Origin of the sequence: Bergeyella porcorum, assembly GCF_042427575.1 — a bacterium.
Taxonomy (GTDB): Bacteria; Bacteroidota; Bacteroidia; order Flavobacteriales; family Weeksellaceae; genus Bergeyella; species Bergeyella porcorum.
Genome location: NZ_JBHMFD010000002.1, coordinates 47570 through 64530 on the forward strand (window position 1 = coordinate 47570; position 16961 = coordinate 64530).

Consider the following 16961-nt stretch of genomic DNA (forward strand, 5'->3'; position numbering starts at 1 on the left):
TGCAGTTTCCTTGCGGAATCCTTCCCAAAAATCGCATTTTTTGGGAAGAGTTGGGAAGGATTCCCGAAGAACTCCCGAAGAAAGCCCCTAAAATATAGGACAAGAAGTGTTATAAAGTGCCAATCAAAGACAAACAGAGACATTTTAAGCTATATTATGTTAAATACTTTGATATAGAATTAAATAAACATACTTTATATTATTGATAATTAGATTATTGCATAACAGTTAGATTATTTGTTTTTGTGAGCTTGATATCTCGCTCCTTTTTAAGGAGATATGGAATAATCTCACCTACTACCACATCTTTAGTTTAGAATTGCCAACTATATTTTGTTTTCAAAAAAAATTAGCATACCTATAATTTGGTATGCTAATTTTATCAAGTATCTCGTGATTTCTCTCGTATTAATCTCTATTTTTCAGTAAAATCCAACCTTGTCTTACTTCACTTTTTTGAGTGGCGGTATCCAACCATTTTACCACATACCAATAGCTTGCCGTAGGCAATGGACGCCCGTTTTGCTTCCCGTCCCAATACAATTTATTCTTATCTGTAGTGTGGAATACAGGCTTTCCGTATCGGTCTGAGATTAGAATTTCTACTTGCTCCATTTTATCAAGGTTTTTAATACGCCAAATATCATTTTTACCATCATCATTAGGTGTGATAACATTATTAATATTGATAGCATAAAGATGCTTTGGTGCTCCTTCACAATAGCTACCATCTGGCAGCACAGAACGCACTCTAACGGTATATTCCTGTGCTGTAGGATTTTGCAATACATTAGAACTTGAAAATACAGCACCATTATTAAATGAATATTCTATTGGATAAAGCCCTGTCGCGATAACCTCTATTTTAGAATTATCCTGATGAATTTGTTGAATTTTAGGCTGGTTTTCATCCGAGATTTCAAAATAATGTGTATAACTGCACCCCTCTGCATTGGTTAAGGTTACGGAATAACTGCCCGCTTGGGTGAAAGTAGCGATTTGCTCTGTAGCACCATCACTCCAAGAGAAAGCAATATATTCACTTCCCGCATCTATGGTTATGTCACTTCCATAGCAAATAAAATACTTCTCTTTTAAAGTGGTGGAACGGGTTGGCGTTTTCACATTCAACTTAACTTCCGCTGAAGAAGGACAAAAACCATCTACTTCTACTTTCACATAAACAATGGCATCAGCTGAAGAAAAAGCGGTAGGCGTGGCTATTATTTGCGTTCTTGCTGCATCTTTATAAAAAGTAAATCTGGCTCCATTAGCAGTGGAAATTTGAGTTTGTACAGAGGTTAAATCAAACGAAGCAATGCCATCAAACCTATCACCTTGTGTATCGCAATTTTTTATAGAGACATTATTACTATCCAATGGTAATGGACTCAGTTGCTTGAATGTAACCGCTAACAATTCTGAGCGACAACCTGTATCTTTTCGTTTCAAATAAAATTGAACAATCTTTGGCAAAGAAGATAAATTAAAACTTGCCATCATTACACTTTCATCAGAATTTAAGAACTCATAATCTGCTGGATTGGCGACTACTTTATTCTTAAAATCGTTCAAAGAATATGTTTTTTCATCACAAACTGAAATTTCTGAAACAGAGCTTGTAGGCAGAGCATTGTATTTTAAATCAAACACCACTTCATCAGCACATTGCCCATCATAAGAAATCTCTATATACGGCTTGAATCCTAGAGTATTAGGTGTATAACTTAAAACCTCAGCAGAAGAGAGTTCCACTCCATTTTCAGAGAAATATTTTATTTCGTATTGAATATTAGTATTTTGAGTACTGAATAAATCGGTAATAGATTGGGTTAGATTAAAAGTTTCACCAGCACATTGAGTCATTGAAATACTTGTAGATTTAGGCTGTGGCTTTGCAAAAACTTCCACATTAAAACTTGGGAAAGTCTGAGCGACACAACCCGTATTGATATTTTTTACTCTGATATAAATAGGAGGAGAAATCCCTACAGGAAAAGATGTACTTCCATCAACAGCATTGGCACCATTTCTTGCATCCTCCATCGTTTTATGAAAGGTAATTTCAACCTCAGTAGAGTTATTAATTTCATTTTTCAATACCGAAAAATCAAAAGTTGGATTGCTTTCACATTTCTTAGTCAAAATAGTGGTAGGTGTATTCGCTATCACCGATGGATGAAATCTAAAGCTTAAATCATAATCAAATTGGCAAGTAAAGCCATTCTTCACGGCTCTCACCTTCACAGTGGATAACTCAGAAGGATTTACCATTTCGCCCAGCAAATTACCATTGTTCCAAAAAGTAATATCAAACGCTGAAAACGCTGGATGGTCCGCCTTAAAATCCCCCACAGTGTATTGTGAAGTCCCTTCACATAATGACCTTGAATCTAACGAAACCTGAGTCGGAAAAGCCTGATACTCCACCGTAAAATTAAGCGTTGTACTACAAGATGGTGTAGCTCCTGCCAAAGTTTCTACTTTCACCGTAATGTTTTTGGAATCCCCAGAATTGAATGTATAGTTGGAATAATCTGATATTTCCACGCTATTTTCATAGAACTTCACGGTATATTGGGTGGAATCTAATGAATAGTTAAGTAATCTCAAAAGATTAACCACCTTGGTAGGATTAGTTTCACAGTATGAAAAAATATGACCATTGGTATAGCCAAATGGCGGAATTGGCGAGTCTATATTCACCGAAATATCATCTGATTCTTTATTACAAGATATATCCTTTACCCTCACTCTGTAAGTTCCTGATGCCGTAGCATTAAAGGTTTCTCCCTTACCCGAACCTGGAGAAGGATTAGCTGTAGAAAACCATTCATAGCTTAGGCGTGCGTTATAATTGGTAATCTTTAAAACCGCTGGCTCACCACAATTCGCCGCCTCTGTTTTCATCACCTGAGGTTGTTCTATAGGATGAAAAGCCACCATACTTTCCTCCGTTTTCACTACCGCCCCTGCATCATCTTTAAGGGTTATCACCGCTTTCAAAGTTTCCGAAGTTCCAGAGGGCGTATAATTATACGATGTCCCTATATGTTTTTCAACGCCATTCACCAGCCATTTCACTTCTGGAGTAAGGTTTTGATTAGGTTCAAAAATAAAAATGTTTCTATCTTGACTTTGCCATCTTCCATTATTATACTTATCCACAGGATTCGGGACTAAATATTTTGTTGCATCTTCATTTTGAATACCTATAAGAGCGTTTTGATTAACCGAAGTTCTATCTTTTACATAAACAATAATTCTTCCATCTTCTAATATCAATACAGAACTATCAAACCCTCTTCCAGGTCCACTTCCGGTATTTTGCACTACGCCTTTAAACTCTACCAACAAACCTTTAACTCCCGCAAAAACACCTGTTCTATAATTATATTTTTTACTCTCCGTATCCCAAGAAGCCTTGTACAAGTAGGTATATCCAAAGAAAATCTGAGCCAGATTTAACATTTTCGTTTCATCTCTATAAACTTTATTATATTCAGTTGAAGGGAGCACAACTCGCGTACTAGGCGATATCCCACTAAATTGTCTATCTTCATAAATAGCATCATTAGACATATTATTTAGCTCTGCAACATTTGTAAAGACCAATCTACCATAATTTCCTACAACCACTTTATCATAAGTCTTACCATAAAAACTAAACGAAAATCCTATATCTATAGGCTCACTAAATTTATGTGGATTTGATGGTGTTGTATTTTTAAACACTATGGTTTTATTTTCACCTTTTTCCAATTCAGCAATAGGAAAATCACTTCCTCCATCTATATAATCTCCCGTTGCCGTTGCTGTAGCATCTACTTTCAGACTAAAGCTTTCACCCTCACAATAATCAAAAATATCTGGTAAAAGCGTCCCCGAAGCATTTTTAATATGCCTATTGGTGGACTGAGCCCAAAAAATCACCGAATAAAAGAAAACAAAAAGTAAACTAATTTTTTTCATACCACAAAGATGTAAAATCATTATTAATAATACGCAAAAAAACAAGTTTTATTTTAATTGAGGGTTGAGTGCTGAGTTTTGAGTTATGAGTTTTTTGAAGAAAGAGGAAAGAAGAAAGAGAAAAGACCAACTCAAAAAGTGTTGAGTGTTGAGTGCTGAGTTTTAAGTTTTCACCATCAACCGACAACCATCAACTAGCAACCAGTTCCGAATTTCATCGAAAAAAAATAAACACTTCTGCTCTATAAATCAACATTTTTCTTACATTTGTTTTTCAGAAACTTAACTATGAACCAACTTTTCAGAAGAAAAAAATACAGCGACTCCGACCAAAGCACGCCTATGAATCGCGTTTTAGGCGTGTGGGACATCATCTTTTTTGGTCTAGCAGCCATCATAGGAGCAGGGAGTTTTAGCAGCTTGGGCGAAGCTATTTTCAGAGGTGGGCCTGGGGTGGTTTCCCTTTATGTAATTTGTGGTATAGCTTGTGGTTTCACCGCCTTGTCTTACGCCGAATTTGCCAGTAGAATCCCCAAAGCGGGCAGTGCCTATACCTATGCGTATGCCAGTTTTGGCGAACTGATGGCGTGGGTGATTGGCTGGGCTTTGATTATGGAATATTCCTTCGGGAATATCTATGTTGCCTTTTCGTGGAGTGATTATTTCACCAGTTTTGTAGAGCGTTTGGGGGTTCACATCCCAGATTACCTCTCTACCAGCTATCCCGAAGCCAAAAAAGCCTTCGAAAGCGGTTCGGAAAACAAAGAATTGCTCAACGCTTGGCAAAGTGCTCCTACCTTTGCAGGGGTAAAATTCATTATGGATATTCCTGCATTGCTCATCAATGCGTTTATCACATTTTTGGTGTATATCGGCATTAGAGAAAGTAAAAATTTCAACAATCTATTGGTGGTTTTAAAACTTGCCGTGATTGTATTGATATTATGTGTAGGAATTTCTTACATTAATATAGACAACTGGACGCCTACCAACAACGAAGGGGTAAAAAGCATTATGCCCAACGGATTTTCAGGAGTGATGGCGGCTGTTTCAGGAGTGTTTTTTGCTTATATCGGCTTTGATGCCTTGAGCGTATTGTCTGAAGAAACCAAAAATCCGCAAAAAAATCTCCCACGAGGGATGATAGCTTCTCTAATCCTCAGCACATTGCTCTATATGGCTCTCACGGTGATTCTTACCGGGATTGTAGATTACCGAAAGTTTGATGGCATTGGCGACCCTTTGGCTTTTATCTTTGCACCAGAAAATGCCAACATTCCTTGGATGGAAATCGTGGTTTCTATCACCGCTATTATTGCCATTACTACCGTTTTGCTCGTATTTCAGATGGGACAACCCAGGATTTGGTATGCAATGAGCCGAGACGGACTTTTGCCCAAACAATTTACCCATATCCACCCGAAATTTAAAACACCTTCTTTTGCCACTATCGTTACGGGTATTGCCGTGGGGCTTCCTATTTTGTTTACAGACAAGTCTTTCATCTTAGACTTTACCAGCATCGGGACAATTTTCGCTTTTGTACTTGTAAACGGTGGTATCCTGATGATGCCGAGAAAAGAAAAACAAAAAGGAAGGTTTCACTTGCCTTATGTCAATGCAAAATACATCTTCCCGATAGTATTTCTCAGTATATTGGGGGCGTTTTACTATTGGCAACCCGAATTTTTCCACACCATTACCGACTGGAACGACCCCAACGAGGGCGAATTCAGGCTATCAGTGTGTATCTTTTTAGGGATTAATGTGGTTTTGATGGTATTGGCATTTACCAAAAACCTCAATCTCATTCCGCTACTAGGGCTTAGCACCTGCCTTTATCTCCTTACAGGAATGACGCACAACAATTGGTTTTGGTTTGGATTGTGGTTTTTCATCGGACTGATTATCTACTTTATGTACGGAATGAAAAACAGCAAACTAGAACAAGCAATGAATGGCGATTTAAATGCTTAATATTATTCACTTTTATACATAAACAACCCCTGAAAAGATGATTTTCAGGGGTTGTATTTTAACAAGATGAAGTGTGGATTATTCCTCATCTATTTTCGGAAAATCATAATTGGATTTAGGTTGTTCTGTTTCTTTTTCCAAATGATCTATTTTTTGTGTAGCTGCCATAGAAACCACCAAATCATTTAGCATTCCGCTGGCTGCCGTAGGCGAGTTGGGTAGTAAAACCAAATTGCTTCGGCTGTTAGACCCTACAGATTGTAGCGTATCATAGTGCTGTGTTACCACAATAAGTGCCGATGCTTCTGCAGCGTTGATGTTCACATCATTTAGCATTTCCACAGATTCTTTCAGTCCTTTTGCGATTTCTCTTCGCTGGTCTGCGATACCCTGCCCTTGTAGTTTTTTAGATTCAGCCTCTGCTTTTGCCACCGCTACAATACGGATTCTCTGAGCCTCAGACTCATATTCCGCAGCTGTTTTTTCTCTTTCCGCTGCGTTGATTCGGTTCATTGCGTGCTTCACCTGCTCATCTGGGTCTATATCCGTTACCAAAGCTTTAATGATGTCATAACCATAGCTTTGCATTGCCTCTTGCAGCTCTCCCTTCACTGCGATAGCAATATCATCTTTACGCACAAAGACATCGTCCAACCTCATCTTTGGCACCTCAGCTCTCACCACATCAAAGACATAGGAAGTAATCTGCCCTTCGGGATATTCCAGTTTATAAAAAGCATCTGCCACCTGCTCTCTAATCACCTGATACTGTACGGATACCTTCATCTTTACGAAAACATTATCCAAAGTTTTGGTATCAATAATCACATCCAGCTGTTGTATTCTCAGGTTAATGCGTCTGGCAATCTGGTCTATTACAGGAATTTTGAGATGAAACCCCGCGTGACGCACCGATTGCAACTTACCAAAACGCTCTATAATGGCTGCCGTCTGCTGTTTTACAATGAAAAACGAAGCCAACAAAATAAGTAATGCTACGAAAATAAGTACTCCAAAATAAGACATAATATTAAAAATTAAAAGGTTTATCGTTATTAATACATTCTATTAGTCGTGATTTGCCGATAAAGTTACAAAATAAATATCATTTTTTTTTAAGCAATAGGCGGTAAGCCATAGGCGATAAATACGATAGATTTTAGCAATTCGTTCCGAAATATGAGCAGAAAGCACTTCCAGACCTGCCAAAAGCATCAAAATATGAGCTATTTGCTCCGAAATATGAGCAAAAAGCACCTCCAAACCTGCTAAAAGCATCAAAATATGAGCTATTTGCTCCGAAATATGAGCAGAAAGCACTTCCAGACCTGCTAAAAGCATCAAAATATGAGCTATTTGCTCCGAAATATGAGCAAAAAGCACCTCCAAACCTGCTAAAAGCATCAAAATATGAGCTCGGAGCTGATAATTATCAGCTTTGAGCTCATATCATAGATTAAACCCATAGTACGGCAGTTGAAACAATGCTCCTTTTTTAGAAAGATAATCTTTTAACCTCTATCCTTTCAATTTTCAATAGGGTCGGGTTTTAACCCGACTTTTAATATGGTTTCTCAAAAAGGCTTTAGCCAAATTAAAACCCAATGACGCATTAGACATCATTGGGTTTTATTATTCACTATACATCGCTCCTTCAAAGGGGACAAGAGGATGTTATGCGTATCAGTTTCGGCTAAAGCCTTTTTTCATAAAACTGCATAGAATGGACTAAAGCTCAATCTTATTGAGATGATAAATTTTTCAAACACCTTTCATTGATTTTAATTAATCCATTGGTGCTAATGCCTAAAACCCAAAAACATCTTCCAAAGAAAGCTCTTGAACCTCGCCTAATTTTGATAAGGATTTTATATCTAAATTTTCTCGATTCCCCAAAAGAGCAATGTTAAAATCAATCGGTTGGATGGTTTCATTGTAAAATTGGGAAAGCTTTGGCAAGTCTAGATGTTTGATTTCCTCGTACATTCCTTGCCTTACATCGCCTTCCACGCCTATTCTCTTTAATTTTAAATGATTGAAAAAAATATTCGTTCTGGTAATTCTCCCCGACGCAATTTGCTTTAAAGCCGAGCGTTTGGCATTTTCAAACTGGGTAGGATATTGCGGTAGCTCTGCCATCAGCTCTGCCATAGTATCCACGGCTATTTTCAGTTTATCTGGCTGCGTACCAAGGTAGGTGGTAACATAGTCTGGCTCGCCCATCTCTGCCCCAGAGCGGTACACCACATACGCGGAATACGCCAAACTCTTGCTTTCTCTAATCTCTTGAAAAACAACGGAAGATAGACCTGTCCCAAAGTATTCATTAAACACATTGATTTTCCCAAAATCGTAGTTTTTCACGGCTTCTCCCCTACCTATTTTTACCATTTCCGTTTGCACCATATCATAATGTACAAAATAGACTTTTCCTTTGGTCTCGGGATGAGGATATTGCTTTCTTTCAGGAGTTTCCAAAGTGGCTTCGCTGATGAAATCACCAATGTATTCCTTAAAATGCTGCTCATCTTCACCATAGAAGAACAATTCGTAAGGATAATCAAAAAGGGAACTCATTTTATCCGTAAGGTCTTGGCATTGTATATTTTGTAGCTCCGTTTCGGTAAGCACATCTCTCAATCTAGATGCCTTGCCAAACTTAGCGTACGCCTGCAAGGCTTGCATTATCTTGCCTTTGTCTCGCTTTGCTGCAGCACGACTTTCTAAGATGGTTTGTACAAATTCTTCGTAAATCTCTTGCTGAGGCACGGCATTTTTCATCCAATGGTGCAGCAAACGTATGCCTTCCTTCATATTTTCTTCCAACCCTGTAAGCGAAAGGGATAGCATATTCTTTTCCACGCTAAACTCTGGGGTGATGCTCAGTTTATAAAACTCCTGTTTCAGTTCCTCTGTGGAAAACTGAGGCGTTCCAAGATATTCCATCATAGAGATTGCCAAAGTAAGGGCTTTATCGTGGTCGGTTCCCAAAGGGAAAATATAATGCAGTTGGGCAATAGCATTGTATTTATTCTTCACAAAGCTAAGCGTCTTGCCTTTTATCTCTGTGGTTTTTATTTCCTTTTGATAATTGATAAACTGTGGTTCTATATCCTTTTTAGGTTGCTCCTCTGCAATGGCTTTCAAGAAATCAGATTGCTCTTCTCGGTTGATTTTCACTGGAGTTATCTCTGGGTTTTCCACACGGATAAGGTTATCATTCTCTCCTCTTTCCTTATACACCGCCACATAGTTTTCCTTGAAAAAATCATTAGCAAAAGCAATCACTTCCTCTTTAGTAATAGATTGGTAAATATCCATCTCTTCCAGCTCCTCTTTCCAAGTTTTTTTTCGGATATAGGTTTGATACAGATTGGTAGCCAAGCCATCCGCTGTTTCTAATCCTTTCAGTCTTTGCAATTTAAAATCATTGATAATGGCAGGGAGCAACCAATCTGGAAAATTCCCTTGCTTGATATTATCTATCTCGGCAAGAAGTAACCCTATGCCATCATCCAAACTTTGCTCTTCTTTTGGGACAATCACTGCGGAAAAATAGCCATACTGATTGAGCCCCATAGAAAACGCCGCCGCATAAAGTGCCTTCTGAGCGTTGCAGATATTAAGGTCTATCAATCCCGCTTCGCCTTTATTGCTCAGGATATTGGCAACCACATCTGCCAAGATGTTTTCTCTGGTACCGTAGCTATCCGTACGCCAAGCGATTTGCACTCTGGGAATGGTAGGGCTCTTGACTACTCTTTTTTGGATTTGCGTTATAGGAGTTTCCTCTATGAGGTCTTTCTCTGGCAATGCCTTGTATTGAAAAGTTCCGAAATATTGGTCTATCAGCCGAATGGTTTCTTCAAAATCCAAATCGCCCACCAGAACCATTGCATAATTATTAGGCACATAGTAATCTGAAAAATACTGATGTATTGCCTTCATAGAAGGGTTTTTCAGATGTTCGGCTTTCCCCAAAGTTGTCTGCTGTCCATTGGGATGGGTAGGAAATAGCAGTTCCATCAAAGCGTACTGCACCAATCTACCATCATTATCTTGAGCTCTATTAAACTCCTCATACACACTCTCTAGCTCGGTATGAAACAATCTAAGTGCAATCTCTGAAAACCGTTCTCGTTCTATTTTCAGCCATTTTTCTAGTTCATTATTGGGGATATTATTTTTATACACAGTTTCATCAAACCAAGTATGGGCATTGGTTCCTGTAGCTCCCAATGTAGAGATACATTTATCATACTCATTAGCGATAGCGTATTGACTGGCTTCCAAAGATAGGGCATCAATTTCCTTATAAATGGCTTTCTTCTTTTCGGGGTCTTGTTCGGCTTTATGCTGTTCAAACAACTCTGAAATTTGGTCTAATAATACTTTTTCTTTTTGCCAATCTTTAGTCCCGATTTTAGATGTTCCTTTAAACATCATATGTTCCAGATAATGTGCTAGCCCTGTATTATCTTTGGGGTCGTTATTACTTCCCGTTCTTACAGGGATATAAGTCTGTATGCGTGGTGCATCAAAATTCTGAGCCAAAAACACCTTTAAGCCATTGTTCAGGGTGTAGATACGCACTTGGTTTTCATCGTTAGATATCGTAAGATACGGATAACCATTGTTATCCGTAGCGTGTATTTCTTGGTATGTATTCATCTATGGAAAGTCCTGATATTTTTAAGGCTGCAAAGGTAGAAAGTTTATTCTTAATTCTTATACAAAATAAAAAAACTCCAGAAATCATTCTCTGAAGTTTTTTCATCATTTAATTTTACTGAAACTAATAAGCGTTTCTCTTTTTCAAAATGCGTTTTGCGGCATCAGAAGCACAGACCAAACCACCTCCCATCATAATGATGTCTTTCAAAACCAAACGCCCCGCTCCTGAAAGGTAAGGAAAACCGTGATTAGGCCCACCCAAATCGGGAACCCAAGTCTCTGGCGTGGTGATAAGAAATGATAAGGTAACAATGGACATCCCAAAAGTGAGAAGCCCACCCCAAAAACCAATCTGAGGGTTCCAAATACCCAGCAAAACCAAAATCCCAATGGTGCAAATCACCGCTCCTAGACCGTAAGAAAATGCGTAAGTCCCATTTTTCTTATGCCATTCTATATTCTCTGGAACTACTTCTCCCTCCTTGTTTTTGTGCAATTTATAGTTATCTGCATCAGAGGTTTTATAATTCAGAAAGAAACTCATAAAAGGAGAATTGGCAACGAACGGAATAATACCATCGGCTTCGTACTGAAAGGCTTTCAGCCCACCAATCCACGCCATTACTACGAAGATTCCTATTCTAACAAAGTTAATAAACTGCCTTTGTGAATCTGCAAAAACTTTCAATAACATATACATAAGATTATTTTTTTACAAAACTAATAAAAAATCTCTAATACACTTCAAACAAGACGATGCCATATTCTGTATTGATTTTAGCCTTGCCATCTGCCACCTTCGTGGTTTTTCCGCTGTAAACATCCCTAAGGCGTGTGCCATTTTCAAAAATATTGGCTACGGCAATCTCCTTCTCTCCAAGGCCTAAATCTAAACCTACCAATACTTTATCATTCTTATAAACCCTTGTAAACCAATAAGGCGTATCGCTGATTTTCTGATGAACACCCGCTCCTACTGCTGGATGCTTGGCACGGAATTGTCCCAATTTCTGATAATGTCTCAATAATTTCTGAGTTTCAGGATTGGTTTTGATATCTTCCCAGTTCATATTACTGCGAAGATTAGCATCGCCGTAAGCTCCTGCTACAGAAAGACTTCTTGCCGACTCATCACCGTAATAAATCTGAGAAATACCTGGGGCTAATAATATTTTGGTAGCACCATCATACGACTTTTTTCTACCGATGTCAAACGGCTCGCCATCATCGTGGGAAGTGATGTAATTCATTACCGAAAAACCTTTTAAATCAGATTGAAGTAACGAGGAATATTTGCTGAAAATCTCTTCATAAGATCGATTAGCATCGCCTTTGAAATCAAAATTAATCAACGAGTTGAATCCATTTTGATAGTAATTAACCTTTTTATCTCCAAAATCATACAATTGTTTCTGAGAAATACCATAGCCATAGACCTCTCCCACAGTGAAAAATGCCTGAGCATCTAGCACCTTGGTAGGATTGTTTTGTTTAAACTCATCAAAAGCGGCTTGACAAATCTTCTGAAACTCTCGCCATACATCTTCATTGGTATGCTTCACAGTATCTACGCGATAGCCATCAATTCCAAATTCTTTGATGTAATCTGCCAGCCATTTCATAATATAGTATTTAGCTGCTCTGGGATAGCCTGTTTTGGCGAAAAAAGCATCTAAAGATTTCATTTCTGCCTCGTATCGTCCTTCTTTTTTCCATTTTTCTACCAACTGAGGCGGGAGTTCTACGGGCGTATTATCTTCTGTGAGAATATCAGGCAGGTTGGCTACCAGTGTACAAGCCGTGGTGGTCTGGTAATTCTGATAAGTGCATTGTGGCGATGTACGCACCCAATCTGCTGGGAACACTGCATCGGTAGCCGTTACAGGCCCTGTGTGATTTACCACTGCATCTAGCACTATACGAATTCCCTTCTTGTGGGCTTTTTCCACCAATTCTTTCAGGTCTGCCTTGGTGCCGAAGTTAGGGTCAAGCTGTGTCCAATCCTTTGTCCAATAGCCGTGGAAGCCATAGGTTTTCCCCGTACCCTCATCGGTAGCCCCGTGGATTTGCTCTACAATAGGCGTCATCCAAATGGCATTAATACCCAAATCTGTAAAATAGCCATCATCTATTTTCTGAATGATGCCACGCAAATCTCCTCCTTCAAAACCTCGCAAGACGCTGGCTTTTTGGGTTCTATTGAAATTGACATCATTATTAGGATTTCCGTTTTTGAAACGGTCTGGAAGCAAGAAATACAAATTGGCACCTTCCCATACAAATGGCTGAGGGGTTTTCTCTACCTGTGCTACTGAAGCAACCGATGTACAAGAAGCCAGCGTTGCAAAAATAGCGATGGGCAATATTATTTTTTTCATAAAACTAATTTTCAATATTAATAGAAGCAAAGTTATCAATTTTAATAAGACCTACCTCAATAATCCTTTGATTACACGCTGATAGTTATCAGTTAATTTAGAGGTTAGAGATTAGAAAATTAGAGATTAGAAAGTTAGAGATTAGAGGTTATAAGATTAATGGTTTATTGTTAATGGTTTGTTTCAGAACTCAACACTTAAAACTCAGCACTCAAAACTTTTTGAGTTGATCTTTGTTCTTTTTTCTTTTCTCTTTCTTCAAAAAACTCAACATTAAGCACTCAAAACTTAAAATTAGTTGATGGTAGTTCCTCCTTCGGGGATATATTTCAAACTGATAGATTAGAACCTTCACCCGAGGGGAAAACACCTTAAACTGACAGATTAGAACTTTCACCCGAGGGGAAAACACCTTAAACTGACAGATTAGAACTTTCACCCGAGGGGAAAACATCTTAAACCGATAGATTAGAACCTTCACCCGAGAGGAAAACATCTTAAACCGATAGATTAGAACCTTCACCCGAGGGGAAAACATCTTAAACCGATAGATTAGAACCTTCACCCGAGGGGAAAACATCTTAAACCGATAGATTAGAACCTTCACCCGAGGGGAAAACATCTTAAACCGATAGATTAGAACTTTCACCCGAGGGGAAAACATCTTAAACCGATAGATTAGAACCTTTACCCGAGGGGAAAACATCTTAAACTGGTAGATTAGAACCTCCGCACACCTTGGGATATTTCAAACCCAAATTACACAGTTGAAAAAATGCTAATTTCAATAGGATTGGGCTTTAGCCCATTCTATGCCGTTTTATAAGAAAAGACTTTAGTCTAATTAAAAAAATTTTACTAGTTTTTTTATTTGGCTAAAGCCTCTTGGAGCAATTATCTCAAAAGTCGGGTTAAAACCCGACCCCATTGAAATTGGTCTATCTCCGTAAATCTTGGGACATTTCAAACTAACAAATTAGAACCTCCCTACATCAATCACCTTCTAAAAATCTTTTAATGAGCTTCTAGCCAATTGTCTCCCACGCCTACTTCTACGGATAGAGGTACTTGGGTCTCGAAGGCAGACTCCATTTCAGTTTTTATCAATTCGGTAGCGAGGTTAAGCTCTTCTTCTGGTGCTTCAAAAATCAATTCATCGTGCACCTGAAGGAGCATTTTGGTTTGTAGTTTTTGTTCTCCCAGTCTGCGGTCTATATTTATCATTGCCATCTTGATGATATCCGCTGCACTTCCTTGTATGGGGGCATTCACGGCATTGCGTTCAGCGTGTCCCTTCACCACAAAATTATTAGAATGAATATCTTTCAGGTGTCTTTTTCTTCCTAGAATGGTTTCTACATAGCCCAGTTGCCTTGCCTTTTGCACTTGCTGTGCCATCCATTCTTTTAGTTTAGGATAAGTATCGTAGTAGGCATCTATCATTTGCTTGGCTTCGGTTCTAGAAAGCCCCGTTTGCTCTGCTAATGCGAAGGCACTTTGCCCATAGACAATCCCGAAATTAACGGTTTTTGCCTGAGAACGCTGGGTTTTGCTCACCTCTTCTATAGGAACCCCAAAGAGTTTGGAAGCCGTAGAAGCGTGGATATCCTCTCCTCTTTGGAAGGCTTCTATCATATTGGTTTCATCAGAAATTTCGGCGATGAGCCTTAGCTCTATTTGGGAATAATCTGCAGAGATAATCTTGTGCCCCTGAGGTGCCACAAACGCTCCCCGAATCTGCTGTCCACGCAGCGTACGGATAGGGATATTCTGCAAATTAGGATTCAGCGATGCCAAACGTCCCGTAGAGGCTGTGGTCTGGGAAAAATTAGTATGCACCCTACCATCAGTAGGCTCTATCTGCTGTGGCAAGGCATCTACATAGGTAGATTTCAGCTTTTGGTAGGTTCTGTATTCTAAAATATGCTGTATAATCTCGTGTTTAGACGCTAGCTTTTGCAAGACATCTTCCGAGGTCTGGTATTGCCCTGTTTTGGTTTTTTTGGCTTTGGGGTCTAGTTGCATTTTATCAAAGAGAATCTCTCCCAGTTGTCTTGGCGAGTTCATATTAAACACCTCCCCCGAAAGTTCAAAGATTTGGGATTCTAAATGTTTCAAATCGTTTTCTAGGTCTATGCTTTCCTGCTCTAGCCATTGCACATCTAGGGTTACACCTTCTAGTTCCATCTTGGCTAAGACCTGCATTAGAGGCATTTCTACCTTGTAAAACAAATCTTCTAAACCTTCTTTCTTTATCTGAGGGGCAAAAATCTCAAACAATTGGAATGTGATATCGGCGTCTTCCGCAGCGTAGTCGGTCTGCACCTGCAAATCTACCTCTCTGAAGTTGCCCTGTTTTTTTCCTTTTTTCCCAATGAGGGTTTCTATGGCAATGGGGGTATAGTTCAGATAAATCTCTGAGAGGTAATCCATCCCGTGTCTTCCATCAGGATTGAGGAGATAGTGGGCTATCATTGTATCAAATAGGTTGCCTTTTAGCTCTATGCCATAGCGTTTTAGGACTTTATAATCGTATTTAAGGTTATGGGCAATTTTCAAGATGGATTCTTTCTCAAAAAATGGTCTAAAGATTTCCAATGTTTGTAACGCTGCCGCTCTATCTTCCGAAATGGGAATGTAATATGCCAATCCTTTTTTATAGGAAAAGCTAAGCCCTACAAGTTCCGCTTCCAATTCATTAAGTGAAGTGGTTTCGGTATCAAAACACACTGCCGACTGCTGCAATAGGTTTTGCACCAATATTTCCTGAGCTTTTGGATTGTCTATCAGCTGGTAGAGGTGGTCATTTTCGTTCAGGTTGCTTTTGCGAGAAGTGGCTTGTTCCAAGGCCTCAAAGTTGGCAAATAAATCCAACTGGATGCCCCCTGCATTTTGAAGCTCTTCCGTTTTGAGGGGTGGCGTTTTGGCATCAGGTGCCTCTTGAGTTTCGGTTTTAAAGGCACGATACAAGTTTTCATAAAGCCTACGAAATTCTATTTCGTCAAAAACTTCTCTTACTTTGTCAAAATCTGGCTCATCTAAGTTATATTGCTCTTCGTAAAACTCAATGGGTACATCTTGAATAATGGTTGCCAATTTTTTAGACAAAAGCCCTCGCTCTGCACTGGCTTCCACTTTCTCTTTCATCTTCCCTTTCAGCTGATGGGTATTGGCTAATAGGTTTTCTATGGTGCCATATTCTTTTAAGAATTTCATAGCGGTTTTCTCGCCTACACCTTCCAGTCCGGGGATATTATCCACCGCATCTCCCATCATTGCAAGGAAATCTATCACTTGTTTCGGGTCTTCTATTTCGTATTTTGCTTTAATCTCTTCCACGCCCAAAATTTCCACATCGCCACCCTTAGCGGCAGGTTTATAGATTTTGATATTCTCCGTTACCAATTGTCCAAAATCTTTATCTGGCGTTACCATCAGTACATTATAGCCTTGGATTTCTGCCTTTCTGGCGATGGTAGCAATCACATCATCGGCTTCGTAGCCCTCTACTCCCAAGATGGGAATGTGCATTGCCTGCAAAATACGATGGATGTATGGTACGCCCACTTTAATAGCCTCTGGCGTTTCGCTTCGGTTGGCTTTATAGTCTGCAAAATCTGCCGTTCTCACATTTTCCCTACCTACATCAAACACCACTGCCAGATGCGATGGTTTCTCACGGCGAATCAGTTCTATCAGAGAGTTGGTAAATCCAAAAATAGCAGAGGTATCCAGTCCTTTGGAAGTTATTCTCGGATTGCGGATAAGGGCATAATACCCTCTGAAAATCATTGCATAAGCATCTATAAGAAAGAGCCTTTTATCATTATTCTGTACCATAGGGCAAAGATAGAGTTTTTTTTTCATTGCAATCCTTCTAATACGCTTTTCAAAAATACCCTTTCTATGGTAAAATCTGAACGAGACTAATGCGTAAAAAAAATCGAGTCAATCTTTTTG

At 39.1% G+C, this 16961-nt stretch carries 9 protein-coding genes; 1 reads left to right on the top strand and 8 read right to left on the bottom strand.

What is annotated here, in order from left to right; all coding sequences use genetic code 11:
- Nucleotides 1-408: 408 nt before the first annotated feature.
- Nucleotides 409-3972 (bottom strand): FIDD domain-containing protein, encoded by a 3564-nt coding sequence (locus tag ACFFUE_RS01775; RefSeq protein WP_376832303.1) that lies wholly within the window; start codon nucleotides 3970-3972, stop codon nucleotides 409-411.
- Nucleotides 3973-4260: 288 nt separating this feature from the next.
- Here ACFFUE_RS01775 and ACFFUE_RS01780 point away from each other — a divergent pair, with 288 nt between their 5' ends.
- The gene (locus tag ACFFUE_RS01780; RefSeq protein WP_376832305.1) at nucleotides 4261-5949 is read left to right on the top strand and encodes an APC family permease; all 1689 of its coding nucleotides are present in this window, start codon (nucleotides 4261-4263) and stop codon (nucleotides 5947-5949) included.
- Nucleotides 5950-6027: 78 nt separating this feature from the next.
- Here the strand turns inward: ACFFUE_RS01780 and ACFFUE_RS01785 are convergent, their stop codons facing one another.
- The 7 genes from ACFFUE_RS01785 to polA form a co-directional block, all read right to left on the bottom strand.
- Nucleotides 6028-6975 carry an SPFH domain-containing protein gene (locus tag ACFFUE_RS01785; protein ID WP_376832307.1) on the bottom strand — a complete coding sequence of 316 codons (948 nt, stop codon included), beginning with the start codon at nucleotides 6973-6975 and terminating at the stop codon, nucleotides 6028-6030.
- A 42-nt stretch (nucleotides 6976-7017) separates the two neighbouring features.
- Nucleotides 7018-7353 (bottom strand): hypothetical protein, encoded by a 336-nt coding sequence (locus tag ACFFUE_RS01790; protein WP_376832309.1) that lies wholly within the window; start codon nucleotides 7351-7353, stop codon nucleotides 7018-7020.
- Between the two features lie 402 nt (nucleotides 7354-7755).
- Nucleotides 7756-10620, bottom strand: a complete 2865-nt coding sequence (locus tag ACFFUE_RS01795) for a M16 family metallopeptidase (RefSeq protein WP_376832311.1) — start codon at nucleotides 10618-10620, stop codon at nucleotides 7756-7758.
- A complete protein-coding gene (locus tag ACFFUE_RS01800) occupies nucleotides 10586-10729 on the bottom strand; it encodes a hypothetical protein (protein WP_376832313.1) in 144 nt (47 codons plus the stop codon). The genes ACFFUE_RS01795 and ACFFUE_RS01800 overlap by 35 nt, the downstream gene beginning before the upstream one ends.
- A 15-nt stretch (nucleotides 10730-10744) precedes the next feature.
- Nucleotides 10745-11323, bottom strand: a complete 579-nt coding sequence (gene rclC, locus ACFFUE_RS01805; RefSeq protein ID WP_376832315.1) for a reactive chlorine resistance membrane protein RclC — start codon at nucleotides 11321-11323, stop codon at nucleotides 10745-10747.
- Between the two features lie 34 nt (nucleotides 11324-11357).
- Nucleotides 11358-13001: an alpha-amylase family glycosyl hydrolase gene (locus ACFFUE_RS01810; protein WP_376832317.1), complete on the bottom strand. Its 1644-nt coding sequence runs from the start codon at nucleotides 12999-13001 to the stop codon at nucleotides 11358-11360.
- Between the two features lie 1014 nt (nucleotides 13002-14015).
- Complete coding sequence (gene polA / locus ACFFUE_RS01815) at nucleotides 14016-16841, bottom strand: DNA polymerase I (protein ID WP_376832558.1); 2826 nt, start codon at nucleotides 16839-16841, stop codon at nucleotides 14016-14018.
- Nucleotides 16842-16961 lie beyond the last annotated feature (120 nt).